The 21,143-nt window shown below is 42.3% G+C and carries 21 protein-coding genes; 4 read left to right on the top strand and 17 right to left on the bottom strand.

Annotated elements, in window-relative coordinates:
• Positions 1 to 230: 230 nt before the first annotated feature.
• Complete coding sequence (locus tag FC62_RS05650) at positions 231 to 1,475, bottom strand: chloride channel protein (protein WP_056945771.1); 1,245 nt, start codon at positions 1,473 to 1,475, stop codon at positions 231 to 233.
• Between the two features lie 241 nt (positions 1,476 to 1,716).
• Between FC62_RS05650 and FC62_RS05645 the strand changes: the two genes are divergently transcribed.
• Positions 1,717 to 2,604 (top strand): SDR family oxidoreductase, encoded by an 888-nt coding sequence (locus FC62_RS05645; protein WP_056945770.1) that lies wholly within the window; start codon positions 1,717 to 1,719, stop codon positions 2,602 to 2,604.
• A 104-nt stretch (positions 2,605 to 2,708) separates the two neighbouring features.
• Here FC62_RS05645 and FC62_RS05640 read toward each other — a convergent pair whose 3' ends face one another.
• From FC62_RS05640 to FC62_RS05630, 3 genes are all read right to left on the bottom strand, one after another.
• Positions 2,709 to 3,605 carry a hypothetical protein gene (locus FC62_RS05640; RefSeq protein WP_054746022.1) on the bottom strand — a complete coding sequence of 299 codons (897 nt, stop codon included), beginning with the start codon at positions 3,603 to 3,605 and terminating at the stop codon, positions 2,709 to 2,711.
• 181 nt (positions 3,606 to 3,786) lie between these two features.
• On the bottom strand, positions 3,787 to 4,146 hold the full coding sequence (locus FC62_RS05635) for a hypothetical protein (RefSeq protein WP_054746023.1): 360 nt from the start codon (positions 4,144 to 4,146) through the stop codon (positions 3,787 to 3,789).
• Between the two features lie 847 nt (positions 4,147 to 4,993).
• On the bottom strand, positions 4,994 to 5,686 hold the full coding sequence (locus FC62_RS05630; protein WP_056945769.1) for a type II toxin-antitoxin system RelB/DinJ family antitoxin: 693 nt from the start codon (positions 5,684 to 5,686) through the stop codon (positions 4,994 to 4,996).
• 83 nt (positions 5,687 to 5,769) lie between these two features.
• Here FC62_RS05630 and FC62_RS05625 point away from each other — a divergent pair, with 83 nt between their 5' ends.
• Complete coding sequence (locus FC62_RS05625; protein ID WP_056945768.1) at positions 5,770 to 6,222, top strand: type II toxin-antitoxin system HicB family antitoxin; 453 nt, start codon at positions 5,770 to 5,772, stop codon at positions 6,220 to 6,222.
• Positions 6,223 to 6,417: 195 nt separating this feature from the next.
• On the opposite strand, the gene FC62_RS05620 is transcribed toward FC62_RS05625, so the two are convergent.
• The 6 genes from FC62_RS05620 to FC62_RS08530 all read right to left on the bottom strand — a co-directional run bounded on the left by FC62_RS05620 (position 6,418) and on the right by FC62_RS08530 (position 12,192).
• Complete coding sequence (locus tag FC62_RS05620) at positions 6,418 to 8,055, bottom strand: peptide ABC transporter substrate-binding protein (protein WP_054746025.1); 1,638 nt, start codon at positions 8,053 to 8,055, stop codon at positions 6,418 to 6,420.
• A 190-nt stretch (positions 8,056 to 8,245) separates the two neighbouring features.
• Positions 8,246 to 8,698, bottom strand: coding sequence for a hypothetical protein (locus FC62_RS05615; protein WP_056945767.1), 453 nt, complete (start codon positions 8,696 to 8,698; stop codon positions 8,246 to 8,248).
• 127 nt (positions 8,699 to 8,825) lie between these two features.
• Positions 8,826 to 9,608, bottom strand: a complete 783-nt coding sequence (locus tag FC62_RS05610) for a tyrosine-protein phosphatase (protein ID WP_056945766.1) — start codon at positions 9,606 to 9,608, stop codon at positions 8,826 to 8,828.
• A gap of 92 nt (positions 9,609 to 9,700) precedes the next feature.
• On the bottom strand, positions 9,701 to 11,029 hold the full coding sequence (locus FC62_RS05605) for an MFS transporter (RefSeq protein ID WP_056945765.1): 1,329 nt from the start codon (positions 11,027 to 11,029) through the stop codon (positions 9,701 to 9,703).
• 192 nt (positions 11,030 to 11,221) lie between these two features.
• Positions 11,222 to 11,593 (bottom strand): hypothetical protein, encoded by a 372-nt coding sequence (locus FC62_RS05600; protein ID WP_054746030.1) that lies wholly within the window; start codon positions 11,591 to 11,593, stop codon positions 11,222 to 11,224.
• A gap of 395 nt (positions 11,594 to 11,988) precedes the next feature.
• The gene (locus FC62_RS08530) at positions 11,989 to 12,192 is read right to left on the bottom strand and encodes a type II toxin-antitoxin system RelE family toxin (RefSeq protein WP_418189842.1); all 204 of its coding nucleotides are present in this window, start codon (positions 12,190 to 12,192) and stop codon (positions 11,989 to 11,991) included.
• Positions 12,193 to 12,213: 21 nt separating this feature from the next.
• Between FC62_RS08530 and FC62_RS08125 the strand changes: the two genes are divergently transcribed.
• Together FC62_RS08125 and FC62_RS05590 are read left to right on the top strand one after the other, a co-directional pair.
• On the top strand, positions 12,214 to 12,357 hold the full coding sequence (locus tag FC62_RS08125; RefSeq protein ID WP_156408155.1) for a hypothetical protein: 144 nt from the start codon (positions 12,214 to 12,216) through the stop codon (positions 12,355 to 12,357).
• Positions 12,358 to 12,615: 258 nt separating this feature from the next.
• Entirely contained in the window at positions 12,616 to 13,554 is a 939-nt protein-coding gene (locus FC62_RS05590) for a helix-turn-helix domain-containing protein (protein ID WP_056945764.1), read from the top strand.
• 126 nt (positions 13,555 to 13,680) lie between these two features.
• On the opposite strand, the gene FC62_RS05585 is transcribed toward FC62_RS05590, so the two are convergent.
• The 7 genes from FC62_RS05585 to FC62_RS05555 all read right to left on the bottom strand — a co-directional run bounded on the left by FC62_RS05585 (position 13,681) and on the right by FC62_RS05555 (position 21,015).
• Positions 13,681 to 14,316: an ABC transporter ATP-binding protein gene (locus FC62_RS05585; RefSeq protein WP_054746034.1), complete on the bottom strand. Its 636-nt coding sequence runs from the start codon at positions 14,314 to 14,316 to the stop codon at positions 13,681 to 13,683.
• 14 nt (positions 14,317 to 14,330) lie between these two features.
• A complete protein-coding gene (locus FC62_RS05580) occupies positions 14,331 to 15,044 on the bottom strand; it encodes a DUF2705 family protein (protein WP_056945763.1) in 714 nt (237 codons plus the stop codon).
• A complete protein-coding gene (locus FC62_RS08120) occupies positions 15,034 to 15,726 on the bottom strand; it encodes a hypothetical protein (RefSeq protein WP_141322567.1) in 693 nt (230 codons plus the stop codon). Before FC62_RS08120 ends, FC62_RS05580 begins: the two co-directional genes overlap by 11 nt.
• A complete protein-coding gene (locus tag FC62_RS05570) occupies positions 15,716 to 16,525 on the bottom strand; it encodes a hypothetical protein (protein WP_056945761.1) in 810 nt (269 codons plus the stop codon). Before FC62_RS05570 ends, FC62_RS08120 begins: the two co-directional genes overlap by 11 nt.
• 211 nt (positions 16,526 to 16,736) lie before the next feature.
• Positions 16,737 to 17,162, bottom strand: a complete 426-nt coding sequence (locus FC62_RS05565; RefSeq protein ID WP_056945760.1) for a DUF2712 domain-containing protein — start codon at positions 17,160 to 17,162, stop codon at positions 16,737 to 16,739.
• Between the two features lie 353 nt (positions 17,163 to 17,515).
• Positions 17,516 to 19,297, bottom strand: a complete 1,782-nt coding sequence (locus FC62_RS05560) for an ABC transporter ATP-binding protein (RefSeq protein ID WP_056945759.1) — start codon at positions 19,295 to 19,297, stop codon at positions 17,516 to 17,518.
• Positions 19,298 to 19,299: 2 nt separating this feature from the next.
• Positions 19,300 to 21,015 carry an ABC transporter ATP-binding protein gene (locus FC62_RS05555; RefSeq protein ID WP_056945758.1) on the bottom strand — a complete coding sequence of 572 codons (1,716 nt, stop codon included), beginning with the start codon at positions 21,013 to 21,015 and terminating at the stop codon, positions 19,300 to 19,302.
• Positions 21,016 to 21,143 lie beyond the last annotated feature (128 nt).

Genomic DNA, 21,143 nt, shown 5'->3' with positions numbered 1-21,143 from the left:
TGCTTTGCAAGAAGTTTTTTTAACTTCTAGCTCAGCTCGCCTTGACTTGCTTTCGCTTGTCCTCTTGACGACTTGAACTATGTTACAGGAAACCAACTATTAATGCAAGGATAAATACTTATTTTTTTAAAAAATGTTCCAAACAAGCATTTACTAGGCTCGACAAGAGATAGCCTGGTTGATCAAGGAGATAAAAAACTCTTAATCACAAAGATTAAGAGTCAACACCTTTAACTCCAGTTATCTACGCGACTGGACCACTTGGTTTTATCGTAAATATCCTTAAAGTAAGCTACATTAACGCGATCAGCCAGATAATCCTGCCAAATCTTCAGCACAATCGTTGCCACAATCACTAATGGCAACAAATTCAGCGGTGCAAACATGATTCCAATGAGGCTACCGACAAGAATTGGCGAGCCCAAGATGGCCGTTCCCATTCCAATCGCTACTATTACAACAGCAAAAATCTGGTCTACACTGGGCAGAAAATGAGCGATAACAAATCCTATCGTAGTCACGGAGAAGAGCACAGGAAAAATATCGCCGCCAAGCCAGCCCGTCTGTTTACAAATGGTCAGGAGCACCAGCTTCCCGAGCGCAACCATCATTAAGTATACGATCGATTTCGATTGCCAACCCGTGGTAAAGAGATGGAAGTTATGCTGACCCGAGAAAAGCATTTCTGGCGCGATTAACCCTGCAGCAAAAATTACCAGGCCACCAAGGAGTACTTCGAAAAACGGGCGCTGAATATTGAGCGCGACAAACTGCTTAATTCGAACCATCAACTTGTAGAATACCTGACCGCTGAAATAGCTGAAGAAAAGTAGTGGTAATAGGATGACCCAGGCTTTTCCTTGCCAATGGCTGCTGCCAATGCGAATAACCAATCCAGGTTCACCGCTCAGCGTGAAGACGATGACAAACCAGAGAATTCCGTTTGCAAAAAATGCTAGCGTCAAAACCTTTTTGAGACGAGCTGACAACGGGAGCATCGCAGGACTGTCTACCGGTGTTCTTAGAACATATTTATTAATCGCCAGTAATCGCCGCCACTTTTGCCAGCCAGAGAACCGCTGCAACAAATCAAAATGAAGATCGTAATAACGCAACTTATCGCGCAACCAAGTACCATATAACAATGTCGAACTCACAAGCGTGGCTTCTGGGCCAAGGCTAGTTCCGCTAATCAGGATAAATGCGGGAAAGATCATTTGGAGTAGCACAAAGCGATAGTTCGCAGTGCCAGATTCTCTCAACTGCAACCGGATTTTACCATAATTCTGTGGGAGCTGACCGAAAAAGTGCGTCGTGATGAGAATCATTGCCCCAACCAGCACCAGCATCGCGGCGTTTTGTAGCGGGCTAACACGTGGACTAATCCATAATTCATCAATTAGAAACGTTTGTAGTGCGTAGAACAGGCCAAGCAGGGTGCCAAAGACCGCACTCGCACAGAGCCCGAATATCATAAGTCTGACTTGTTTAGTTTTGATATTCTTCCCTCCGTTTAAAAAATAACGTTTTCCATTGTGCCATGAATTTAAGGAGGTTGCAATTGTTACAGAAATAATAATCTCTAACGAAAAACAACTGCTACTTTTTTCAACTGAATAACGATGTTGTTAAACTCCCAATAACGTGCGTTCTAATTGAGCCAGACCAACCTTTATTTATATACTTAATATAGATGAAAAAAGAAAGGATCAAACAATGACTGAACAAAGAGACCCCAGAACACTATATTTCCACGAAAAATTCAAGAGCCAGCAACAAGACACCCCAGCGCTCCAGCGTCAAATGGAGCCTGAACCAGATTGTGGCGAGGATTCATACCAAGGCTCTGGTAAACTAGCGGGACGAAAAGCTTTAATCACAGGTGGTGACTCCGGCATCGGACGGGCAGCAGCAATTGCCTATGCCAGAGAGGGTGCAGACGTCGCTATTCAATTCTTTCCACCAGAGGAAGAAGATGCATTAGACGTAGTCGAAGCTGTGAAGGATTCAAGCGGTAAGTTCATGCTATTTCCTTGTGACCTCAGGGAGGACGGTGCGGCTACAGCACTGATTGAGGCCGTCGTCGATGAATTGGGCGGCCTTGACATTCTCGTTTTAAACGCAGGGCAGCAGATTGCTCAGCAAAGCATCTCGGAATTACCAATTGAGCAAGTCAAAACAACATTTACAGTTAACATCATCTCGATGTTCGAAGCCGCTCAGGCAGCGGTTAACCACTTACAACCGGGGAGTACAATCATTACAACATCCTCCGTTCAAGCAACCAATCCAAGTCCCCAATTACTTGATTATGCGGCGACCAAAGCGGCCATCTCAAACTTCACAGTCAATCTTGCACAACAACTTGCAGCAAAGGGTATTCGGGTGAACGGAGTCGCTCCCGGACCAATCTGGACACCGCTGCAGCTTGATGGTGGGCAGTTCCCTGATAAGATTCCTGAATTTGGTCAGGATTCGCTAATTGGCCGTGCCGGTCAGCCGGTTGAGCTTGCACCAGTCTATGTCTTCCTGGCATCCCCAGAATCCAGCTATGTGACCGGCCAAATCTACGGTGTCACCGGTGGTACAAATATCAATCTCTAAATCTGTACATTCAACACGAAGATTTCCACGCAAAAAGCCCATCAAACTGAATTTGATGGGCTTTTTAGTAACATATAACGGCGACCTAACACCTAGCACTTACACTACTCAACAGTATTCTTGGGCGCATCTTCATCAGGAACTGGAGGCTCGGGCGCACCTTCATCATGAACTGTATTCTCGGATGCACCTTCATCATGAACTGTAGTCTCGGTTTCATCGGCTGAACTACTAGTGCTCGATTCAGTACTGTCTGTTCCAGCGTTACCCGAACTCGACTCTGAGCCCCCAGAAGTAGAACTACTGGAGCCAGCACTGCCAGAACCGGTCCAACCCGATCCTGTACCAGAACCAGAATAACCGCCATCATATTCGGAAGATGTATCCGCACTCGTATCTTCCACGTCATCAGCGTCAGCATTAGTTATATTCGAAACCGTGTTAGTATCAGCATTTGCTCTCTTAAGATCCGCATTAATAGCCTTGATTTGCTTTTTATACCTCTTAATTAGCCTTTGAATTTTTGCGACGAAGGTTTCTACCTCCTCCTCAGAATAGATATCCCCCTCTTGTTTAGTAAGCGTCTTACTGAGCTTATTCAGGCCATCAATCTTCTCATTTAGCGTAGACTTAATTTCCTTATTGATATCCTTCGTTTTCAGCTTAGAATATTCATCGTTGTTCTTCTTTCGAATATCCTTACCCAAATTTTTGATGGCATCGTTATAGGCAACGATGATATTAGTATCCTTCTCAGAGCCCTTCTTATAACGCTCTAGTTTAGTACGCAACGTTCTGATTGCCGAAATTCGCTTCGCTGAATCTAACCTTTCGGACTTTTGTTCTTCTGTTTTGATTTCAGAAATAACCCGCTCAATCCGGGTATTATATGCGGCATCCACACGTTTGTTGTGCATTATTCCTGCAAAAAGTGCGATAAATCCCGCAAAGAGAACCACGCTGATGATGATTAACGAACGTTTGTAAGTTCTATCCTTCATACTTTATCTCAACTGAGTCCAATCGCCCAGCTACTCCCTCTAGTGAATATGAGTTAACTATTTTGTTTCAATTATATCTATTATAGTAGAAATATTTAAAGATTCACAATGGTTTTATTAGCTAGCACAATGCCCCAGCAAAAAACGAGTTCATTTGAACCCGTTGACGACGCCATATGTCTTATTCAGCTACTGAATTAACATTCTTAATTTCATCAAGAATAACTAGCAGTTTCTGCACTCCCTGCTCATACCGGTCAATTTGTTCACCGTACTTCTCGTTAAACGCATCTAACCCGTAGAAAGCAAACTCACTTTCAAATGGATAAACCTCATTTTCGTACGCTGCACTAAATCGTTTTAGCAAATCCATTTCCGTTGGGTCCAGCTGAAGCGCCAATTGAATAACGCGAAAATCTGTGTAGGAGAGCTCAAATTGAACTGCAACTGCACGAATGAAATCGTTTTTATTCTTGATGTGTTGGAAGTGATGCTCAATTGTCCAAGCTAGATTGTCGATTGATTTAATTACGTCAAGCATATAAAATAACCCCTTTCTCTTAAGCAACTAACTCTTTCATATCGAGTTTAGCATTCAAATAAGAAACGGGGGTTATTAATGCTTGTGATTTTTACAAAAAATATTTATAAGTTGCACAGCCAGCGCTGAAAAATAATTTTCTGATTGACATGCGTTGTTTGAAGCATGTCATATATTCAGGCGGTTCAACAACCGCCGTCGTTGGTATGTCCTCCTTGTTAGTTAATGTAGATCTAGCGTTGCGTCGATAATCAAGGGCCCCGCAACTAACTTGCAAGTGGTGTAAGACTAACACAAGCAGAGCACCATTCTGTAACAAGAGTTCGAGGTTCACTTGCAGTGGTACCTTGCCATACCTATCCAGCACAGCGGTTGTGCTGCCTGAGTATTGTGCTGCAACTTTATTTTTGCAAAATTCGTTTATCCTGAAGTTGTAAGAACTTCAATTCGTTTACGGACAGCCAGTTGAGTTTGGTCGACACTTCGGCACGGGAAATGTCCTAGTAACGTCAAAAAGGATAATTTTGCTAGTGATACCACGACGCCCTTCACAACCCATGTTGTTCGCCCAAATATAGTCGCCGACCATAAATTCACCACCATCAGCAGACTCAACTGCAATATCCACCGCATCTTGAGCACTTGTGTGAAATTAATCCTCGTTCTAAAACTAACGTTAACCAGAATGGTGCCTGGATATACCTGAAATTCCAGCAATTCGTCATAGATAATTTCACTTCTTGGGTTACTCACCAAATACTGCGTTCACTCTATCAGCCTTCTTTTGATGATTATCAGCTCAATTATTTCCTATTCTAAATGTCTTTAGTTAACTCATCCATGATTCTTACTGAAATTCACAACCACGAAAGAGCTCATCCATTTCAGGAAATTCTTCATCAAAAAATTCAGCAATATTTTCCGGGTGATCAGCATCAACCATTTTAGGTTCACCACTAACCCTATTAACTAACTCATCGAGATCTTTAACTATTTGTTCCTTATTCTCTTCATAATATTTCTTTTGCTCGGGTGTAGCTCCGTCACCAACGCCATCAAATGGAATCTCTTGATTATCTGCAATATATTTAACCATCAGCTGAATTGCCGTCGCAATATCGTAACCTAGCTTAGCTAAATGTTCAGCGGATCTAATCTTGAAGATACCAATGATTTTGTCAGACTTAACTTCTACAAGGTTTGGGTCATTAACTTGTTGAGTTGGCAGATTAGGAAATACTAGTTTGACGAACCCATTAACAAAGTCATCCACTTGGTCAGGATTATTAATATCGACCTTATTACTAGGATATGCCCCATAATAATCATCGATAATCTTAGTAGCACGCTCTGGATCAAAATCAGAAACAATTTGGCTACCAAATGGCACATCAAAGGGGAGATTCTTATCATATGAAACGCTATTCATCAGTATTTCTGACATATCTCCCAAATCTAGATAGTGCGTACTCAGAAATTCGTTTGCACGTGCAACGTCATTCTTATCTACCATAGCAGAAACCTGGCAATAAATATTCATCGATATACCCCTCCTGTTATAAATAACCCATAGACTTAATTTTATCGTATAAATTGTCTGTTAATCGAAAGGAGATTTAACTTATGCTATACACTTATCCAGCACTTTTTTACTTTGATGACACCGAAACTGAAGAAGTTCCTTATTTCGTTCACTTTCCAGACTTAGAAAATTCTGCAACGCAAGGAAATAACATTAGTGACGCAATTAGAATGGCCGTGGATCTCCTCGGAAATCTTCTAACATATTATGTCGAAGATGGCAAACATGTTCCAAGGCCATCTAATATTAATGACCTCTCACTTGTAGGAAACAATCCTTTCAAAGATGATGATTTTGATTTTAAATTTCAGGTTGATAAATCATTTATTTCAATGGTTACAGTGGATTTAGATGATTTTCTCGATTATAATGACCCAATTGAACTAACCTTAGCTATTCCAAAATGGGCGGACGAGTCTGGTAAAAGATTGCACCTCCACTACTCTAAAGCACTGACAGATGCTATTATGCAGAAAACGGATGAAGCACATTAAAAAGTTTCAGTATCAATTTCCTATTTAATAGGTATTCCAGGCACAAAGTCCCAGTTCCCATTCAATTTTGAGACAAACTGAACACCTTGAGTTGTACGAAAATAGCCCGAGAATTTTTATAAAATCCAGATTTTACTCCACACAAAAACCACCAATCTCTCTCGAAGAGGTTGGCGGTTTTTTAAATTTCAAAGCTTATTTCAAATATGTTCCAACAAAATTATAGTTATTAGCTGGACTGTAATACAAGTTCTTCACCTTCATGTTCACCAGGTGCGCCTGCACATTCTGGTATAGCGGAACCGCACCCATATCCTCAACGGACACATCACTAGCGTCTAACAGATCTTGCCAGCGAGCATCGGGATCGACTGCATCCTTGTTCTTACTATTCTTCACATACTTATCAAATGATGCATTCGACCATTTACCAAAGTTATATGAGTTCGTCGTCTCGAACAAATCAAGGAATGTGATTGGATCTGGGAAGTCTGCTGACCAACCAGAAACCACCACGTCAAAATCACCGGCCAGAGAACGCGAAACTCTGGTTTTGAACGGAATACTTGCGATATTCAACTTCAACCCAGGTAAGTTCTTCTCCAATGTACTTTGCAGGTACTCCTGAACCTTCTTCTGGTCTTCCGTATCATCACCTAACAGCTCAAGTTCGACACTTGAAGCACCAACCTCTTGTAATCCTTCCTTGAACAGCTTAGTAGCCTTCTCTGGGTCATACTTAGTGTACTTCTTCCCAGTACCTACTTCCTTGGTGAAGTCTTTCCCAGTCTTCTCGTTAGCTGCCAATCCCTCTGGGACCAAAACTTGTGCTGGGATCGAACCGTCAGATAACACACTATCTACAAGTTCATTCCGGTCGATTGCGTATGAGAATGCCTGACGAATCTTCGTATTTTTGAATGCTGGAACCTTAGCCACATTCAGTGTGAGATACGTCAACCTCGATTGTTTCTGTGGACGGTAACTCTTGTCATCCTTCATTTGGGCGGCAGTGTCACCTGAAACCACGACATCATCGATCTTGCCTGCTTGGAATAAACTCAATGCTGTGTCAGAATCCTTCAGAACCTGGACTTGAATCTCGTCAAGCTTCACCTTGCTCTTGTTCCAGTAAGAATTATTCTTCACTTCAACCCACTTGTTGTTCGTACCGTTCCACTTCGTCATCTTGAACGGGCCGTTATAAACAACGTACTTACTTTGTGTACCATATTTCTTACCGTACTTCTCGACCACCTTCTGGTTCAGTGGGAAGAAGACGGGGTTGGTCAGCATTGTGCCAAAATATGGAACTGATCTTTCTAGATCAACCTCAAAAGTATAGTCATCTGTTGCCTTGACGCCAAGGGTTGACGGATCTTTTTCGCCTGCAATGATATCATCAGCATTCTTAATTCCGCTAAATAAGTACGCATATTCAGATTTAGTAGCGGGATCAACCGCGCGCTTCCATGAATAAACGAAATCCTTCGCTGTCACAGGATCACCGTTACTCCACTTGGACTTACGCAGCTTAAAAGCATATTTCAGGCCATCGTTTGTTGGCTCCACGACTTTCTTAGCCACGGCTGGCGTAAGTTTCTGGCCCTGATACCGATACAAGCCCTCCATCGTATCTTGTAAGGCTTGGCCGGAGATTGCGTCAGTAATAATTGAACCATCCATGGATGAAATAATATCTTTCTCCATCCGGCGCCAGACTTGCTTATCATCACCCTGGGATGAACTACTGCTGTTGTTGCTACATGCGGCCAAGGTCAAAGCAGTTGCAACAGTTATAAATCCCATTAAGAATATTCGTTTCTTCTTCATGATTAATCCCCCTTTAAGATTATATGTTACGAACAACAATATCATGAGAATAAAATTAAGTAAATAGGAAATTAAATTATTTTTTGCAAATATTTTACTAAGATACTTGGGCGCTTCTAATAAAACACCCCCAACCTAATCAAGGTTGGGGGCTCATTCGTCTAATTAATTGATTCGTCAGATTACTAACTTAGCTGTCTTGGCGTAACCCACGACGGTCACCATGCAATTTCGCCAGCTCATCGTCATTGTTCTGCGCAATGTTGTTGGCTTCTTGTTGCATCTCATGTCTCTCGTCTTGGCCCATACCCTCTAACGACTCCGGGGAATATTCATCACCGTCGTTAGCCAGATTCTCCTCGGCGCCCAAAGCACTGATTTCATCACTCACATCAATGGTATCAGTATCACCGTAACGTTGCGAATCATGCAGGTTTTCTCCCGCCTCATCCGGCATCTCGGGCATCCCTTCTTCGGGATTCATGTCCATGTCCTCACGCATAGTCTCTTCAGGGTTCATCCCGACATCCATCCGCTCACCCATGTTATCCTCGGTCCGCACGACATTTTGATTCTCCATCTCTTCAACCAAAACATCGTTCATCCGGTCTTTGTCTGCTTCGTGTTCCTTATTATGATGCATCTAGTGTCCTCCTTCTCGCTATTTGGCGGCCACTCACCGCCTCAATTCAATTATAGCGAATGGTCTACATCACAAACAAAACATTGGCTCATCTAAAAAACGTAACTAAGTTATATAATTAGGTAATTTAATTATCATCTACCAAATAAAGCTTACGTAATTTCTGAAATTGGTCTAGTTTGAGACCCAAGGCATCCTGCCAGTAATTAGCAATCCCACCATAACCAACATTAATGGTCTCGATTACCGTCTGCATCACCTCTGCCTCACCGGTCTGCAGGTTCATCCGACTAACGAGCCGCTCAATCTCGGCCTCATCTTCTGGTACATTACCCGTGCCAAAACCGAATAATTCGTTGGTCAGTAGATAATCGGCAATAATCGTCTCTTCTGGCACTTCTAACGCCAGAAGGACTAAGGCGGCAGTCATTCCAGTTCGGTCCTTCCCCGCCGAGCAATGAAACACCGTTGGCTCATTTTGTAAAAGTATCTTGAACGTTGTTGCAAACGCCTGTTTTGCATGCTTATTTAGAATCACATTCTGGTAAATCTGGGCAAAGCCGTTTGCCGCCTCCGGAATATGATGTACCTTGCGCCACCAGATACTTGGCGTACCGAAAAGTGCGGGGGTATTCCCCTGTTCTGGGTAGATAGGATTCTTAGTCAACTTAGCACCAGACCATAACCTATCCGGATTTCTCTCCTGCTCAGACGTCGAGCGAAGGTCAACATCATGCTTAATCTGCAGCCACGACAATTTATCCCGATCGGATTGCGTCAACAGCGACAAGTCCGCAGCCCGATAGATTTTACCCCAAGAAACGGTCTGCCCGTGTTGATTAACATAGCCACCCAAATCACGAAAGTTAAGCGCTCCTGCCAATTGAATTACTCGCTGATATTCCGCCATATTGCACCTCCTACCCATAGGATACCGCAAAAAAGTGGTGGTTGAAATTTTTCATTCAAGCACCACTAACTTGTAGTACCACAATCAATTAACTAATTGACAGCAGTCTCACTTGGAACCGCTTCAGCCTTGTCAATCTCCGCATGCTGTGCTTCATCCTGCTCAATTAGCTTCAATTTCGCTACGGCCACAAGGGCTGTGCTGACGATCAAAAGTAGAATCAGGCCAGTAACAGCAAAGATTAACGCACCGTTCAAATGGTCGAATAACACACCATAGAATAGTGTACCAATTGGCATGAGCAACATTGACAGTGTGCTCATAATCGAGAACACACGTCCTTGGAACTTCGGATCGATGTTGGCCTGCATATAGATACCAACGGGGCTATTCACAAAGACCAGGATTGTTCCGATTAGCATATTAAATGCGACATAGAAGATAGTATTCACATTACTTGACCAGTTAAACAACAGTGGCACACCGATAATCCCCAATAAGATCGAGACAATTATAATGTTTTTGAAACTAACGAGGACGAAGTGTTGCTTCAAATTCATTGCACTGAATAGCACTCCACCGAGGACCATCCCAATTGCGAAGGCGGATTCCGTCATCCCATATTGCCCATTACTCAAACGAAGAGAATCCACCAAGATAAAGGGCTGCCCCACATTGATGGCTGCGAAGAAGAAGTTAATTAACGTTGACACCGAAATAACAAATAATAATAATTTCTGGGTTCTGATGTAGCCAAAGCCCACCTTGAAGTTCTGCCAGATACTCTCATGTTCCTCCTGCTCAGCCGAAACATCAGTCTCCGGTTCAGCGTTCGTCACACTTTGAGCATCAAAGTTCAACATCATGACACCCGCTAGAGCGATGAGCTCAAATCCGAGTTCGATGAAGGCGAAACTGCCGATGGAAACTAAGGTGTAGACGACAGCACCGATAATTGGCGCCAGAAAAGATGCGGTAGCATTGAGCGATTGGGCTAAGCCGTTCACACGTTGCAACTCAGCACCCTCAAACAAGGAAATCATACTCGATTGTAGTGCTGTACCAAAGAAATTATCGGTTACCTGAAGAATAACCATCAAGCTAATAATCTGGATATAGTACTGCTCCGGCCAGACACTAATCACAATTCCGAATGACAAAAGCGCGAGCATGCTTGCCAACTGCCCAACAATCACAATTTTCCGGTGGCTCATCGTATCCACCACATAACCAACGAATGGCGTCAGAACCAAGGAGACTAGGGGACCGGTGATCAGCGTAATCCCCATTCCAAGAGCCGATCCCGTCTGCCGCAAAACGTACAGACCAAGTGCGAAACTCAACATCGAGCTGCCAAATACCCCAGCGAAGCGACTAATCAGATACTTCCAAATCTGTGGCCCTAAATTAAATTTTTTCATTCCAAGCTCCCACGAATTTCATTCTTTTAACTTCTACTTTTGCTTAAATTCATTAAAGCATATTTAGAACGGGGAAAAAGCATATCGGAGTAAGCGGTCAAATTTAGGTGCGTAAGTGGTTTAAATCATGCTATAACTGAAAGTAGTCACCCAAAATTGAGGGTGACTACTATATCTACAAATAATTTAACTTTAGATTTTCTGGGCCATATCTGTCACATCGATCACCAGAACCTTACGAATCCACTCAAACTTCGATTTCATGCCCTCAAAGTCCTCACCGGCGTCGATAAAGTGCCCCTTGCCGTAGACGTGAAAACCCGCACCAGGTCCCTCAGTTCCTTCAACCTCCTTGGTACCCACGGTAATTGTCACCGTATTATCTTTAGCGAAGTCGCCCTCAATACTGTGCATTCCGGCGGCCGGAATTAAGAGCGTCTTTCTCTCCGGATCAACCTCAATATATGACATCCACGTGTTCACCACGCTCGCCGGATTTCCGTTTATCGTCACAATTGTTGCAGGACCTTCGTGTTGCATCACTTCTAGAAATTTCTCATCCATGTTCAATCTCCTATTTCCATCACTATGGTATGTCTCTTTATATAGTATAGGCATATTTGGCTGAAATTGGAGAACTAAATCACATATTTTAATCAATTTACAGTGAGCTGGGTAGCATAGAGTAAACGGACTTACACTATTTGCACAGTTTGAGTACAAATTATTTATCCAGAAAGAAAGATTAATTTGACTATACAGGATCGGACTCTGATACAAATTGACCATAAAATTAAGAAATCTGCCAACGCAAAGCTTAGATCTAAAGGAATGACTATTTCGGAGTTTACTAGAATCATGACGACAAATGTAGCATATAGCAACGTCAATATTGTTGTGGAAACACTTAATAAGAAACTAGATTCTGTACTAAATGAGACAAAGATAATTCACTAAACTCACTTTCTAAATATATAGACACTCTTCTGGTGAGCAATCTTGACTATTTCGATAATGATATCTTCTTTATTAATTCGACATAGTATCCTGTAGTCACCAATACGATAACGCCACAACTCCTTTAATTCTCTCATAAGCGCTTTCCCGTTTTTAAATGGCTCACTTGTATTGACTATGTTTCTGTCAATCAGGCTAAGGAGAATTACACGAACACCGGAGGTATTATGGACAATATTTTAATTATCGAAGATAACGATGATATGCAACACCTACTACAAAAGGTTTTGCAGGCTCAATATCACACTATTAGTGCATATTCCGGCACCGAGGGATTACTAGTATATAAAAGGGCAAATAAGTCGATTTAATCCTCTTAGACCGCATGTTACCTGGTAAAAACGGCGAGGTATTACATGAACTACGGGAAAGTTATCTATGAAGGCGAATTCTTAACAAGGTATTAACTGAATCGTTAATTACCCCTTAAGCAGCAACACTTTATGCCGATTCAAGCAGCAATTTAGTCATCAATATTCCTACTCAAGCAATAATTGAGTGACAATTACCCATCATGTCTCTATGATGAAATCAAGGTCGACCGTCAAAAGAAAAATGGAGGAACAGAAATGATACAAATTTTTGATGCACAAAGAATCGGCAAGAAAATCGCCGATGCGCGTAAAGAATGTAATATGACCCAAATGGAGCTAGCCGATGAATTAGGCGTGAGCTACCAGGCCGTTAGTAATTGGGAGCGCAGCAAGTCACTGCCCGACATCGATAAATATAATCAAATTTCCCAAGTATTGGACTTATCATTAGAAGATTTACTGGGTTCACATGAGGGGGCCCGAACTATTCAAATAGTCCAAAACGATGAGCCCATGCCCGTTGAAGACCTCGTTCAAGCTGCCCCATTGATGAAACCAGCGCAGGTAGAGCAGAAAGTCACGGACAAGCACCTATCATTTGAACAAATTGTAGAGATTGCTCCTTTCATCTCTGACGAAACGCTCGAACAACAGGTGGATGAACACTTAGGAGAGCCGGACTTTAACCAACAATTACATAAGCTCGCACCATTCCTGAGTTCTGCGTACATCAAACGCTACATCGATAGTCAACTACAGGCCGGCACGAAGGATAGCTTACAGCTGATCTCTAAACTGGTTTTTGCCCTAGACGATGATGATGTCGATGCAATCTTTGATCAGGTAGTGAAACTGTTTGGCCCAAATGAGCATTCATTGAAACACTTCTACCCATTTCTGAGTGATGACAAGTTGCGTGATATCGCGCAAAGCCCCAATACCGAGTTTAAAAAGATACGTGAATTAGCACCTTTCCTCGATGATGATAGCTTAAACCAGATTTTCCACAAGCTCAGTCAAAATCCGGATAATGCTAAGGAACTCAGTTCCCTCGCACCATTTCTGGAAGAGGAAGTAATTGTTGATTACCTCAAGAACGTACTTCCGACACAGGTAGATGACGAGACGCGCAAACAAATAATCAGACGCTATCTCCCATTCTTATCTGACAAGTTCTTGTTGAATATTTTCTAACGCATAACATTGAATAGTCGACAGATTGACTAAACAACTTCTTTAATCACTTCTATTATTTACCAACTCAAAACCAACTGAAAAACCGCAGAGACAGCTTGTCTCTGCGGTTTTTACATATTCTAACTAAGCTATGTTAATTCGTTCATCGTGAATTAACAGTATTTCATCAGCTAACACATCAAGGTCTTCCTTATTGTGGCTAGCGATGATAATTGTTGCGCCGTCTTGCTTTAATCCCAGTAAAATTTGCCGTACATCACGGATGGTCTCTTGATCCAATGCATTAGTTGGCTCGTCCAACAACAATAGCTTTGGGTGTTCGAAAATCGCCTGTGCGATGCTGAGCTTCTGCCGCATCCCAAGTGAGAAACTCTTAACTTTCTCTTTTTCGTGACCCTCGAGGCCAACAGCCAATAATGCCGAATTGATATCGTCATCGCTTGCGACATTATTAATCCTGCTCAACATTTTCAAATTATCAAAAGCCGTGTACTGTGGCAGCAGGTCAGTATGTTCGATGATTACCCCCGTTTCTGCCGGGAAATCTACATCCTTGTGGATCACTTGGTCGCCCACCTGTACACTGCCGCTAGTGGGGAAAATTAAGCCGGAGATTGCCCGCAGAATCATCGTCTTCCCCGATCCATTACGCCCGTGGAGACCGTATATTTTACCCGAGTCAAACTGGAAGGTGATATCGTCTAGGATGGTTTTCTTCTTGATTACTTTGGTATAATTTGTGAAATTTATCTGTGGCATTGAGCCCCTCCGCTTTATATCCAGTCTTTTCGGCGAAACTTAAAGACGCAGAAAAGACACATTATTGAAAAGAAAAATATTTGAACTATTGGTGCGAGTACATATACACTTGCTGCACTATCTTTCAGTAGTTCCATGCGATTATTCATCGTAGAATTTAGCAGAATCAATACACCGAAACTTTGGTAATTACTAAGGCGATTGATTGTATCTGCAACAAAGATTGAACCGAGCAAGAATACTTGGGTAGCATAGATTGCAATCTTGCTATCAACTAAAATTTCCATAAACATCTCGAACGCAACAATGTTCAACAAGAACAGATAATTCATAACTAGTAGATAGAAGAAGCTACCAACATCTGCAAAGTCAAATTTCCCCGAAGTGATGACCAGTACCACTCCGAAAACTAGCACTTTAGTGAATTCAAAGAAAGTAGTGTACTTAATTGCTTTCCAGAGAAATTGTAGAAACATTTTAAAGGTTGACCGATTACGGACAAGTACATAAATTCCAAAGTTCCTGCCAAAGGTTTCACCTACACCCATGAATCCCAAAGTGGCAACAGCAAAAAGAAAATATTGGATAAAGTCAAAATTTAAATTGGCATTAAAAATAATACCTGCGTATAAATCATTCATTGTACTGGCACGAATTGCTAACTGCCATAAATAAGCAAATACTCCGATTCCAGCAGCAATGACTAACAGTCTTCGTTTATTCACCATCTAAGATATCCTTTCTCTGGAAGATATAGCTAAGAATTAGATATAATCCTCCAATAAAGATAAGGGCTAAAACATTCACACTTATATAATGAAGGATGTTGAATCCGTCCTCATAATAATCTGTATAAACGGTTAGTATCGATAAGGCAGTCGGCCAGCCCTGGACCAGTTGAAAATACAGCTGGCCAATACTGAGGCCAAAGGTAACTGCAACTGCAATTGGATAATTAGACACCAAGGACAAACAAATCAGGAAAACGGTGCCCATCAGCAGATAAAAGATAAAGGCGCTGATGAAGTATAAGATGGCAACGCCAAAGAAATTAATTTCAACTAAGTGGTTCAGATTAATGTGGAACATGTTAAACAAGACATTGATTCCAACAAAGACAGCTGAGAAATAGAAGGCTGCTTCAATCATTTGACCAAACATCCTATTGACGATTCGTCTTCTGGGGGCTCGAACGGCTAACTGGGTTAGATTGAATGGATTGAACAACAATAACAGTAAAATGATATTCATCCCTGCATGAGTTATTAGGTGATTATATCCCCCGTAAGCAGAATTCAGCTCAACGATTAATTTGTGACTAAATTCAAACGATACATTCCGAAAGACATACGACCACCAGAGGGCAAAAAATATACTTAAAGCACTAATCTTAGCAATCCTATGTTTCATCAGCAATTACCTGATGCCTGAATGCAAATATTGAGACGGCTAAGCAAATTGTGACGAATAATATTGACGCCGGAATAATCTGTTTGAATCCATATTCGATAAACGGTTGGAAAACATACGTTAGACTATTGGGTAGTATAATCTGCCCGTACCAGATCAGTAGTGCGATCGGATAGGCTAATTTGTATTGCGGAAACAACATTGAGATGCTGGTACATAACATCGCAAACAAGCCCGAAAAGAGCGAGAAAACCAAGATATAGACAGCATAGGTTATGTATGGATGTTGCAAACTAATCAAAGCCAATCCATGTAGAGCTTCTGGAAATTGTTCCAACCCGGAAAATGACTTGCCACCGCGAAAGATGAGTATAGCAGCCAAATAGTTAATTGTCAGACTAAGAAACGGCACGGCAAAGCCTAACAGAAATGAAACAGAGAAACGATCTTTCAGAAATTGACTCCGCGATTTTTTAGTATACAAAATGTCACTATATCCTAGCTTCTTCTCTTGGATATAATAATCCGAGTAAATAAACATCAAATAAATCGGCAAAATCCAGATAAATAACATCTGAGCAAAATGACCCAATGATGAGCCGGACAAAAGACTCGCATGAGCTGGATGCGGCAGTAGATTCCGGGCAATACCTTGAGGATATGAATCAGGATGAAGCCAAAAATCATAAAACGCTACTTTAATACTAATATAAAGATCGAAAAATGGTATTAGTGTCAGAATAACAATGCTAACTTTGCTTTTGGTTGTCTTAAGAACTCGCTCTAGTTCGTATTTCACTCAAAGCACCCCCTCGTTGTTTTTGGTTAAGTTAAATCTGCGTATTTCTAAAAATAGAAAAATAAAATGTAGGTAAGTAAATAATCAATAATAAAAAGGTAGCCACCAAATTTCTGGAGCTACTAATACAAAAGGCGTCGTAGGTCATATTCACATAACTTTATAATCTCTATCAATTTTCAATGATTATCGTCTTTACCCAAGTATCTTCTCAATTCCATGTTTCCTCATCCCAAACACCAGCCACAGAATAAGTAACGCCATTATAATTATTATTCTCTCCGGTTAACCATACTGTTTTTTGGCTTGCAGTAGTTAATGCATTGGTATAATAAGGACCAAGTCCTTGCGTCGCATCAACCGAAGTTGACACATTATTCGCGCTAGCATCCTCTAGCCAGAATCTAGTTATGGTACCTGAACCCTCCGAACTTGAGTTGAGCTTAACTTTCCACGGGTTTTCTGGGTGGGTAGTTTGTCGGTATCTACCTCCAGCAGCTTTTCCATTTTGTTGCCATGGACTAACCGTAAATTTAAAACTGATCGAATCGTTAGAGGCATAAACTGTTCCTGCAAGACTAAGGAACAACGCTAATGTACCACCCAATAGTAATAATACCCTTTTCTTTTTAACCAAATTCCCATCCTCCTTTATTTTTATTGTGAAATGACTACTCTTGAAGAGTAGCATGCTCACCAAAATAAAAATACATAAACATATATATTTATAATTAAATAGGCTCAGTTATATCAAATAACCAGCAATTATCTCATTGAAAAAGTACTCAAATCCCATACATGGCTTGCATTATACACACCTCATCCGATACTTATGAATCTTAGACACAAAAGCATGTAAATCCCTCGATAAACATTACCTTAAATTAGAATTACAAATGTTTTTATCGTTCTACTTTAAAAATTTTATAACTTTTTGACCCATACTTGATCCCACAAAAAAAGCAGGTGTATTTACCTGCTTTGTCGTCTTTATTCAAAGACCATCTGATTGTGATACAACTCGTAATAGAAGCCCTGTTCATCCAGTAGCTGCTTATGACTACCTTCCTCAATGACTTCGCCATTCCTCAACACCACTATCTTATCGGCATTCAGAATGGTTTTTAATCTGTGGGCAATCACGAAACTTGTTCGGCCCGCAATTACGTTGTCCATCGCCGCCTGAATCTGCGCTTCAGTCACCGTATCCACGTTACTGGTGGCCTCATCCAGAATCAACAGCTTCGGATTTGTAATGATAGTTCTGGCAATTGACATCAACTGCTTCTGGCCAGCTGAGAATAACGAATTCTCATCATCAATTCGGGTCTCGTAGCCATCAGGTAAGCTCACAATAAAGTCATGAATGTTTGCCTGCTTCGCAGCAGCCTCAATCTCTTCCTGGCTAGCATCAGGCTTACCAAACTTAATGTTCTCACCGATTGTACCTGTGAAGAGCTGTGGATCTTGCAGTACAATTCCCACATTACCTCTTAGAGAATCAAGATCCATGTCTTGGATATTCTGCCCATCAAATGTGATGGAGCCAGAATCCACATCATAGAAGCGATTAAGCAAGTTCATGACCGTCGTCTTCCCAGAGCCCGTTGGTCCGACAAGTGCGACCATCTGGCCCTTATCAACTTCGATGTTCACCCCATGCAAGATTTCCTTACCAGGATTGTAGCTAAAGTGGATGTCAGTCAGGTTAATCTTCTCCTTAATCTCACTAAATGGCACACCAGCAGTTGGCTTAACCTCATCAGGTTCTTCTCTCACCTCATTAATCCGCCGTGCCCCCGTAATCGAAAGCTGGATCATGGTGTATAACGACGTCAAACTGATGATTGGTTGGTAATATTGTTGTGCATATTGAACGAAGATAACAATTAGTCCAAGGCCAACGGCCAAGCTCATTTTGCCATTCATCACATACCACGAACCCCAGAAGATCACGACCGCGGTGTTCAAAAGCGCCATCCCTTGCATCAGTGGATACAAGATACCGGACCAAATCTGACCCTTGTAGGTTGTCTGTTTGACCTGATTATTGTGCTGCACGAAGCCCGCAATTGAATCTTCCTGTAGGCCGTTCGTGATGATGATCTTCTGCCCCGTGATTTGCTCGTTGATGTAACCATTCATCTTACCAATATCATCTTGTTGCCGGTTAACGAACTTTTGCGCGTTTTTGATTACCACGAAAGCCACAATAACCGCTATCGGCGTTGTTGCAATGGTAATCCATGCTAGCGTCACGTTCTGCCTGAACATCATCCAGACCATACCGACGAACAGAGTGAAACTGAACATCACTTCATATAAAGCCTGGTTCATCGCATTGAAAATATTGTCGAGGTCGCTAGTGTAGCGTGCGAGAATGTCCCCGTCAGAATGGGTATCGAAGTAGCTAATCCGTAACCGTTGCATTTTGCGGAAAAGACCCACACGCATCGTTCCAGTTGATTTACCAGCAATTCGGGCAATCACAATGGAGCTAATCAACATCGCAATTGCGTTTGCAACGTAAAACGCTACTAGCTTAATCAATGCATCATAGAATCCGGCCTTTGAGGCAGCGGCGTGGGTCGCGGGATTCGCCCAAGCCTGCAGATACTCGGTCAACTTAGTGAAAGCTTCACCCATAAATACGGGCGCCTGCACCTGAAGATATGTCGAAATAATGGTAAGGAGCAAGACAACTGTCATGCCCTTCCAATACTTACTTAAATAATGGTAATAAAATTTGCCTGCACTCTTTAAGTCCTTCATGACTACACCTCCTCTAATGCCTTCTGTGTTGCATATATCTCCTGATAAGTTGCATTCGTCTGTCGTAGTTCACGGTGTGTTCCGATTCCAACCAGTTTCCCCTGATCAAGGACGAGAATCTTATCAGCCTTCACAATAGAAGAAATCTTCTCCGCAATAACGAAAGTGGTGGTGCCAGCAAGCTCCCGGTCGAGTGCCTCCTGAACCAACTTCTCCGACTTTGCATCGAGCGCGCTGGTTGAATCGTCCATAATCAGGATTTTCGGTTTAGCAATCACCCCACGTGTGATGGATAGACGTTGTTTCTGACCACCGGAGAAGTTTGCGGAACGTTCCTCAACCTCAGCATCGTATTGGTGCTCCAGTTTCTCAATGAATTCAGCGGACTGAGCCACCCCAGCAGCCCAGCGCATTTCATCCACAGTTGCATCCGGTTTACCCTGGCGTAAGTTATGAGATATCGTCCCCGAGAACATCGTTGACCGTTGGAGAACAAACGAAATAGTCCTGCGCAGTGATTCTTCGTTAACCGTCTTCAGATCATGGCCACCAACCTTGATGACTCCCTCTGTTGGATCATATAATCTTGGAATTAGTTGGGCTAGCGTGGATTTCCCGGAGCCTGTTGCACCAACGACACCAATCATCTCTCCGGGTTCGACCGTAAACGAAATGTCATCCAAAACTTTTTTGTCATCATTTGGATATTGGAACGAGACGTGCTCAAATTCGACAGATGCAGCCAAATCAATGGATGCAACGTCCGGATAAGTCAGCTCGGGCTCCTCATCATAAATCTCCTTTAGACGAGCCAGCGAGACGAATGCCCGCGAGGCACCGGTCATCATGAAGCCACCCATCACCACAGCAAAGAGAATCTGCATGAGATAGCTGATGAAGGCTTGTGATGCTCCTAGCACGCCGGGATCCTTGGTCACCATATTTCCTACCAGGAGGACGACCACAGCAACAGCCATATTCCCCACCAAGAAGAAGCTCGGTATCAAGATAGAGAAGAGATTCCCAATCTTGATTGTGACATCCGTCATCTCGTCGGACGCTTCAGAGAACTTGTCGATCTGCTCCTGCTCCTGCACGAATGACTTCACCACGCGCATCCCCATGAGGTTCTCCCGCGCTAGTGTATTATTCTTCTCCATCATTTCTTGCATCTGGCCGAAGAACTTACCCATTTTGGTGAAGCTAACCATGGCAGTAGTCACGATTAGTACCAGCATCGCGATAATCACCCACCAAAGGCTTGGCATAACCGCAATTGCGAGGATAAATGACCCGATGAAAAGAACGGGAATTCGTGTGAGTTGTTGCAAGAGACTCATCACAACCATTTGAACTTGGTTAATATCGTTCGTCAGCCTAACCACCAGGTTCGAGGCAGAGAACTTCTGAATATTACCATACGAGAACGTCTGAATCTTGCGGTAGGCAAGTTCTCGCATGTCGGCCGCGATTGATTGCGAAGCCTTGGCCGAGAAAATCGTGTTGACTATTCCGGCAATAATTCCTAGGACTGCGAGTCCCATTAACTGAATACCCAGTTCGTAGACGGTCTGCTTGTCATTTTGCAAGATAGCATCAATCATGTTCTGTAACAGTTTCGGTTGCCAGAGCGTGGCAAAGGCGATGACAACCATCGCACCAGTTGCTACTGTAACATTGGACCAATACTTCTTTAAATATAACCCTAGTAGTTTCATCCAAACCTCCTTAAAATCACAAATAGATACAAAGTATATGGAATTTAAATAACTAAGTCAAGCGATTTCGACTGGTTAGTCAATAAATTTTTAGGAAGGTGAAATGATGAGGTAAAAATAGTAGATTG

It is taken from the genome of Amylolactobacillus amylotrophicus DSM 20534 (assembly GCF_001434555.1).
In the GTDB taxonomy this organism is placed as follows: domain Bacteria; phylum Bacillota; class Bacilli; order Lactobacillales; family Lactobacillaceae; genus Amylolactobacillus; species Amylolactobacillus amylophilus.
The sequence above is the reverse complement of the archived record's forward strand: the minus strand, read 5'-3'. Positions and strand labels throughout refer to the sequence as shown.

Excerpts from the sequence above, each read along its gene's own strand:
- FC62_RS05650 (WP_056945771.1), bottom strand. The coding sequence starts at position 1,475 with ATGATATTCGGGCTCTGTGCGAGTGCGGTCTTTGGCACCCTGCTTGGC.
- FC62_RS05645 (WP_056945770.1), top strand. The coding sequence starts at position 1,717 with ATGACTGAACAAAGAGACCCCAGAACACTATATTTCCACGAAAAATTC.
- FC62_RS05640 (WP_054746022.1), bottom strand. The coding sequence starts at position 3,605 with ATGAAGGATAGAACTTACAAACGTTCGTTAATCATCATCAGCGTGGTT.
- FC62_RS05635 (WP_054746023.1), bottom strand. The coding sequence starts at position 4,146 with ATGCTTGACGTAATTAAATCAATCGACAATCTAGCTTGGACAATTGAG.
- FC62_RS05630 (WP_056945769.1), bottom strand. The coding sequence starts at position 5,686 with ATGAATATTTATTGCCAGGTTTCTGCTATGGTAGATAAGAATGACGTT.
- FC62_RS05625 (WP_056945768.1), top strand. The coding sequence starts at position 5,770 with ATGCTATACACTTATCCAGCACTTTTTTACTTTGATGACACCGAAACT.
- FC62_RS05620 (WP_054746025.1), bottom strand. The coding sequence starts at position 8,055 with ATGAAGAAGAAACGAATATTCTTAATGGGATTTATAACTGTTGCAACT.
- FC62_RS05615 (WP_056945767.1), bottom strand. The coding sequence starts at position 8,698 with ATGCATCATAATAAGGAACACGAAGCAGACAAAGACCGGATGAACGAT.
- FC62_RS05610 (WP_056945766.1), bottom strand. The coding sequence starts at position 9,608 with ATGGCGGAATATCAGCGAGTAATTCAATTGGCAGGAGCGCTTAACTTT.
- FC62_RS05605 (WP_056945765.1), bottom strand. The coding sequence starts at position 11,029 with ATGAAAAAATTTAATTTAGGGCCACAGATTTGGAAGTATCTGATTAGT.
- FC62_RS05600 (WP_054746030.1), bottom strand. The coding sequence starts at position 11,593 with ATGGATGAGAAATTTCTAGAAGTGATGCAACACGAAGGTCCTGCAACA.
- FC62_RS08125 (WP_156408155.1), top strand. The coding sequence starts at position 12,214 with ATGGACAATATTTTAATTATCGAAGATAACGATGATATGCAACACCTA.
- FC62_RS05590 (WP_056945764.1), top strand. The coding sequence starts at position 12,616 with ATGATACAAATTTTTGATGCACAAAGAATCGGCAAGAAAATCGCCGAT.
- FC62_RS05585 (WP_054746034.1), bottom strand. The coding sequence starts at position 14,316 with ATGCCACAGATAAATTTCACAAATTATACCAAAGTAATCAAGAAGAAA.
- FC62_RS05580 (WP_056945763.1), bottom strand. The coding sequence starts at position 15,044 with ATGGTGAATAAACGAAGACTGTTAGTCATTGCTGCTGGAATCGGAGTA.
- FC62_RS08120 (WP_141322567.1), bottom strand. The coding sequence starts at position 15,726 with ATGAAACATAGGATTGCTAAGATTAGTGCTTTAAGTATATTTTTTGCC.
- FC62_RS05560 (WP_056945759.1), bottom strand. The coding sequence starts at position 19,297 with ATGAAGGACTTAAAGAGTGCAGGCAAATTTTATTACCATTATTTAAGT.
- FC62_RS05555 (WP_056945758.1), bottom strand. The coding sequence starts at position 21,015 with ATGAAACTACTAGGGTTATATTTAAAGAAGTATTGGTCCAATGTTACA.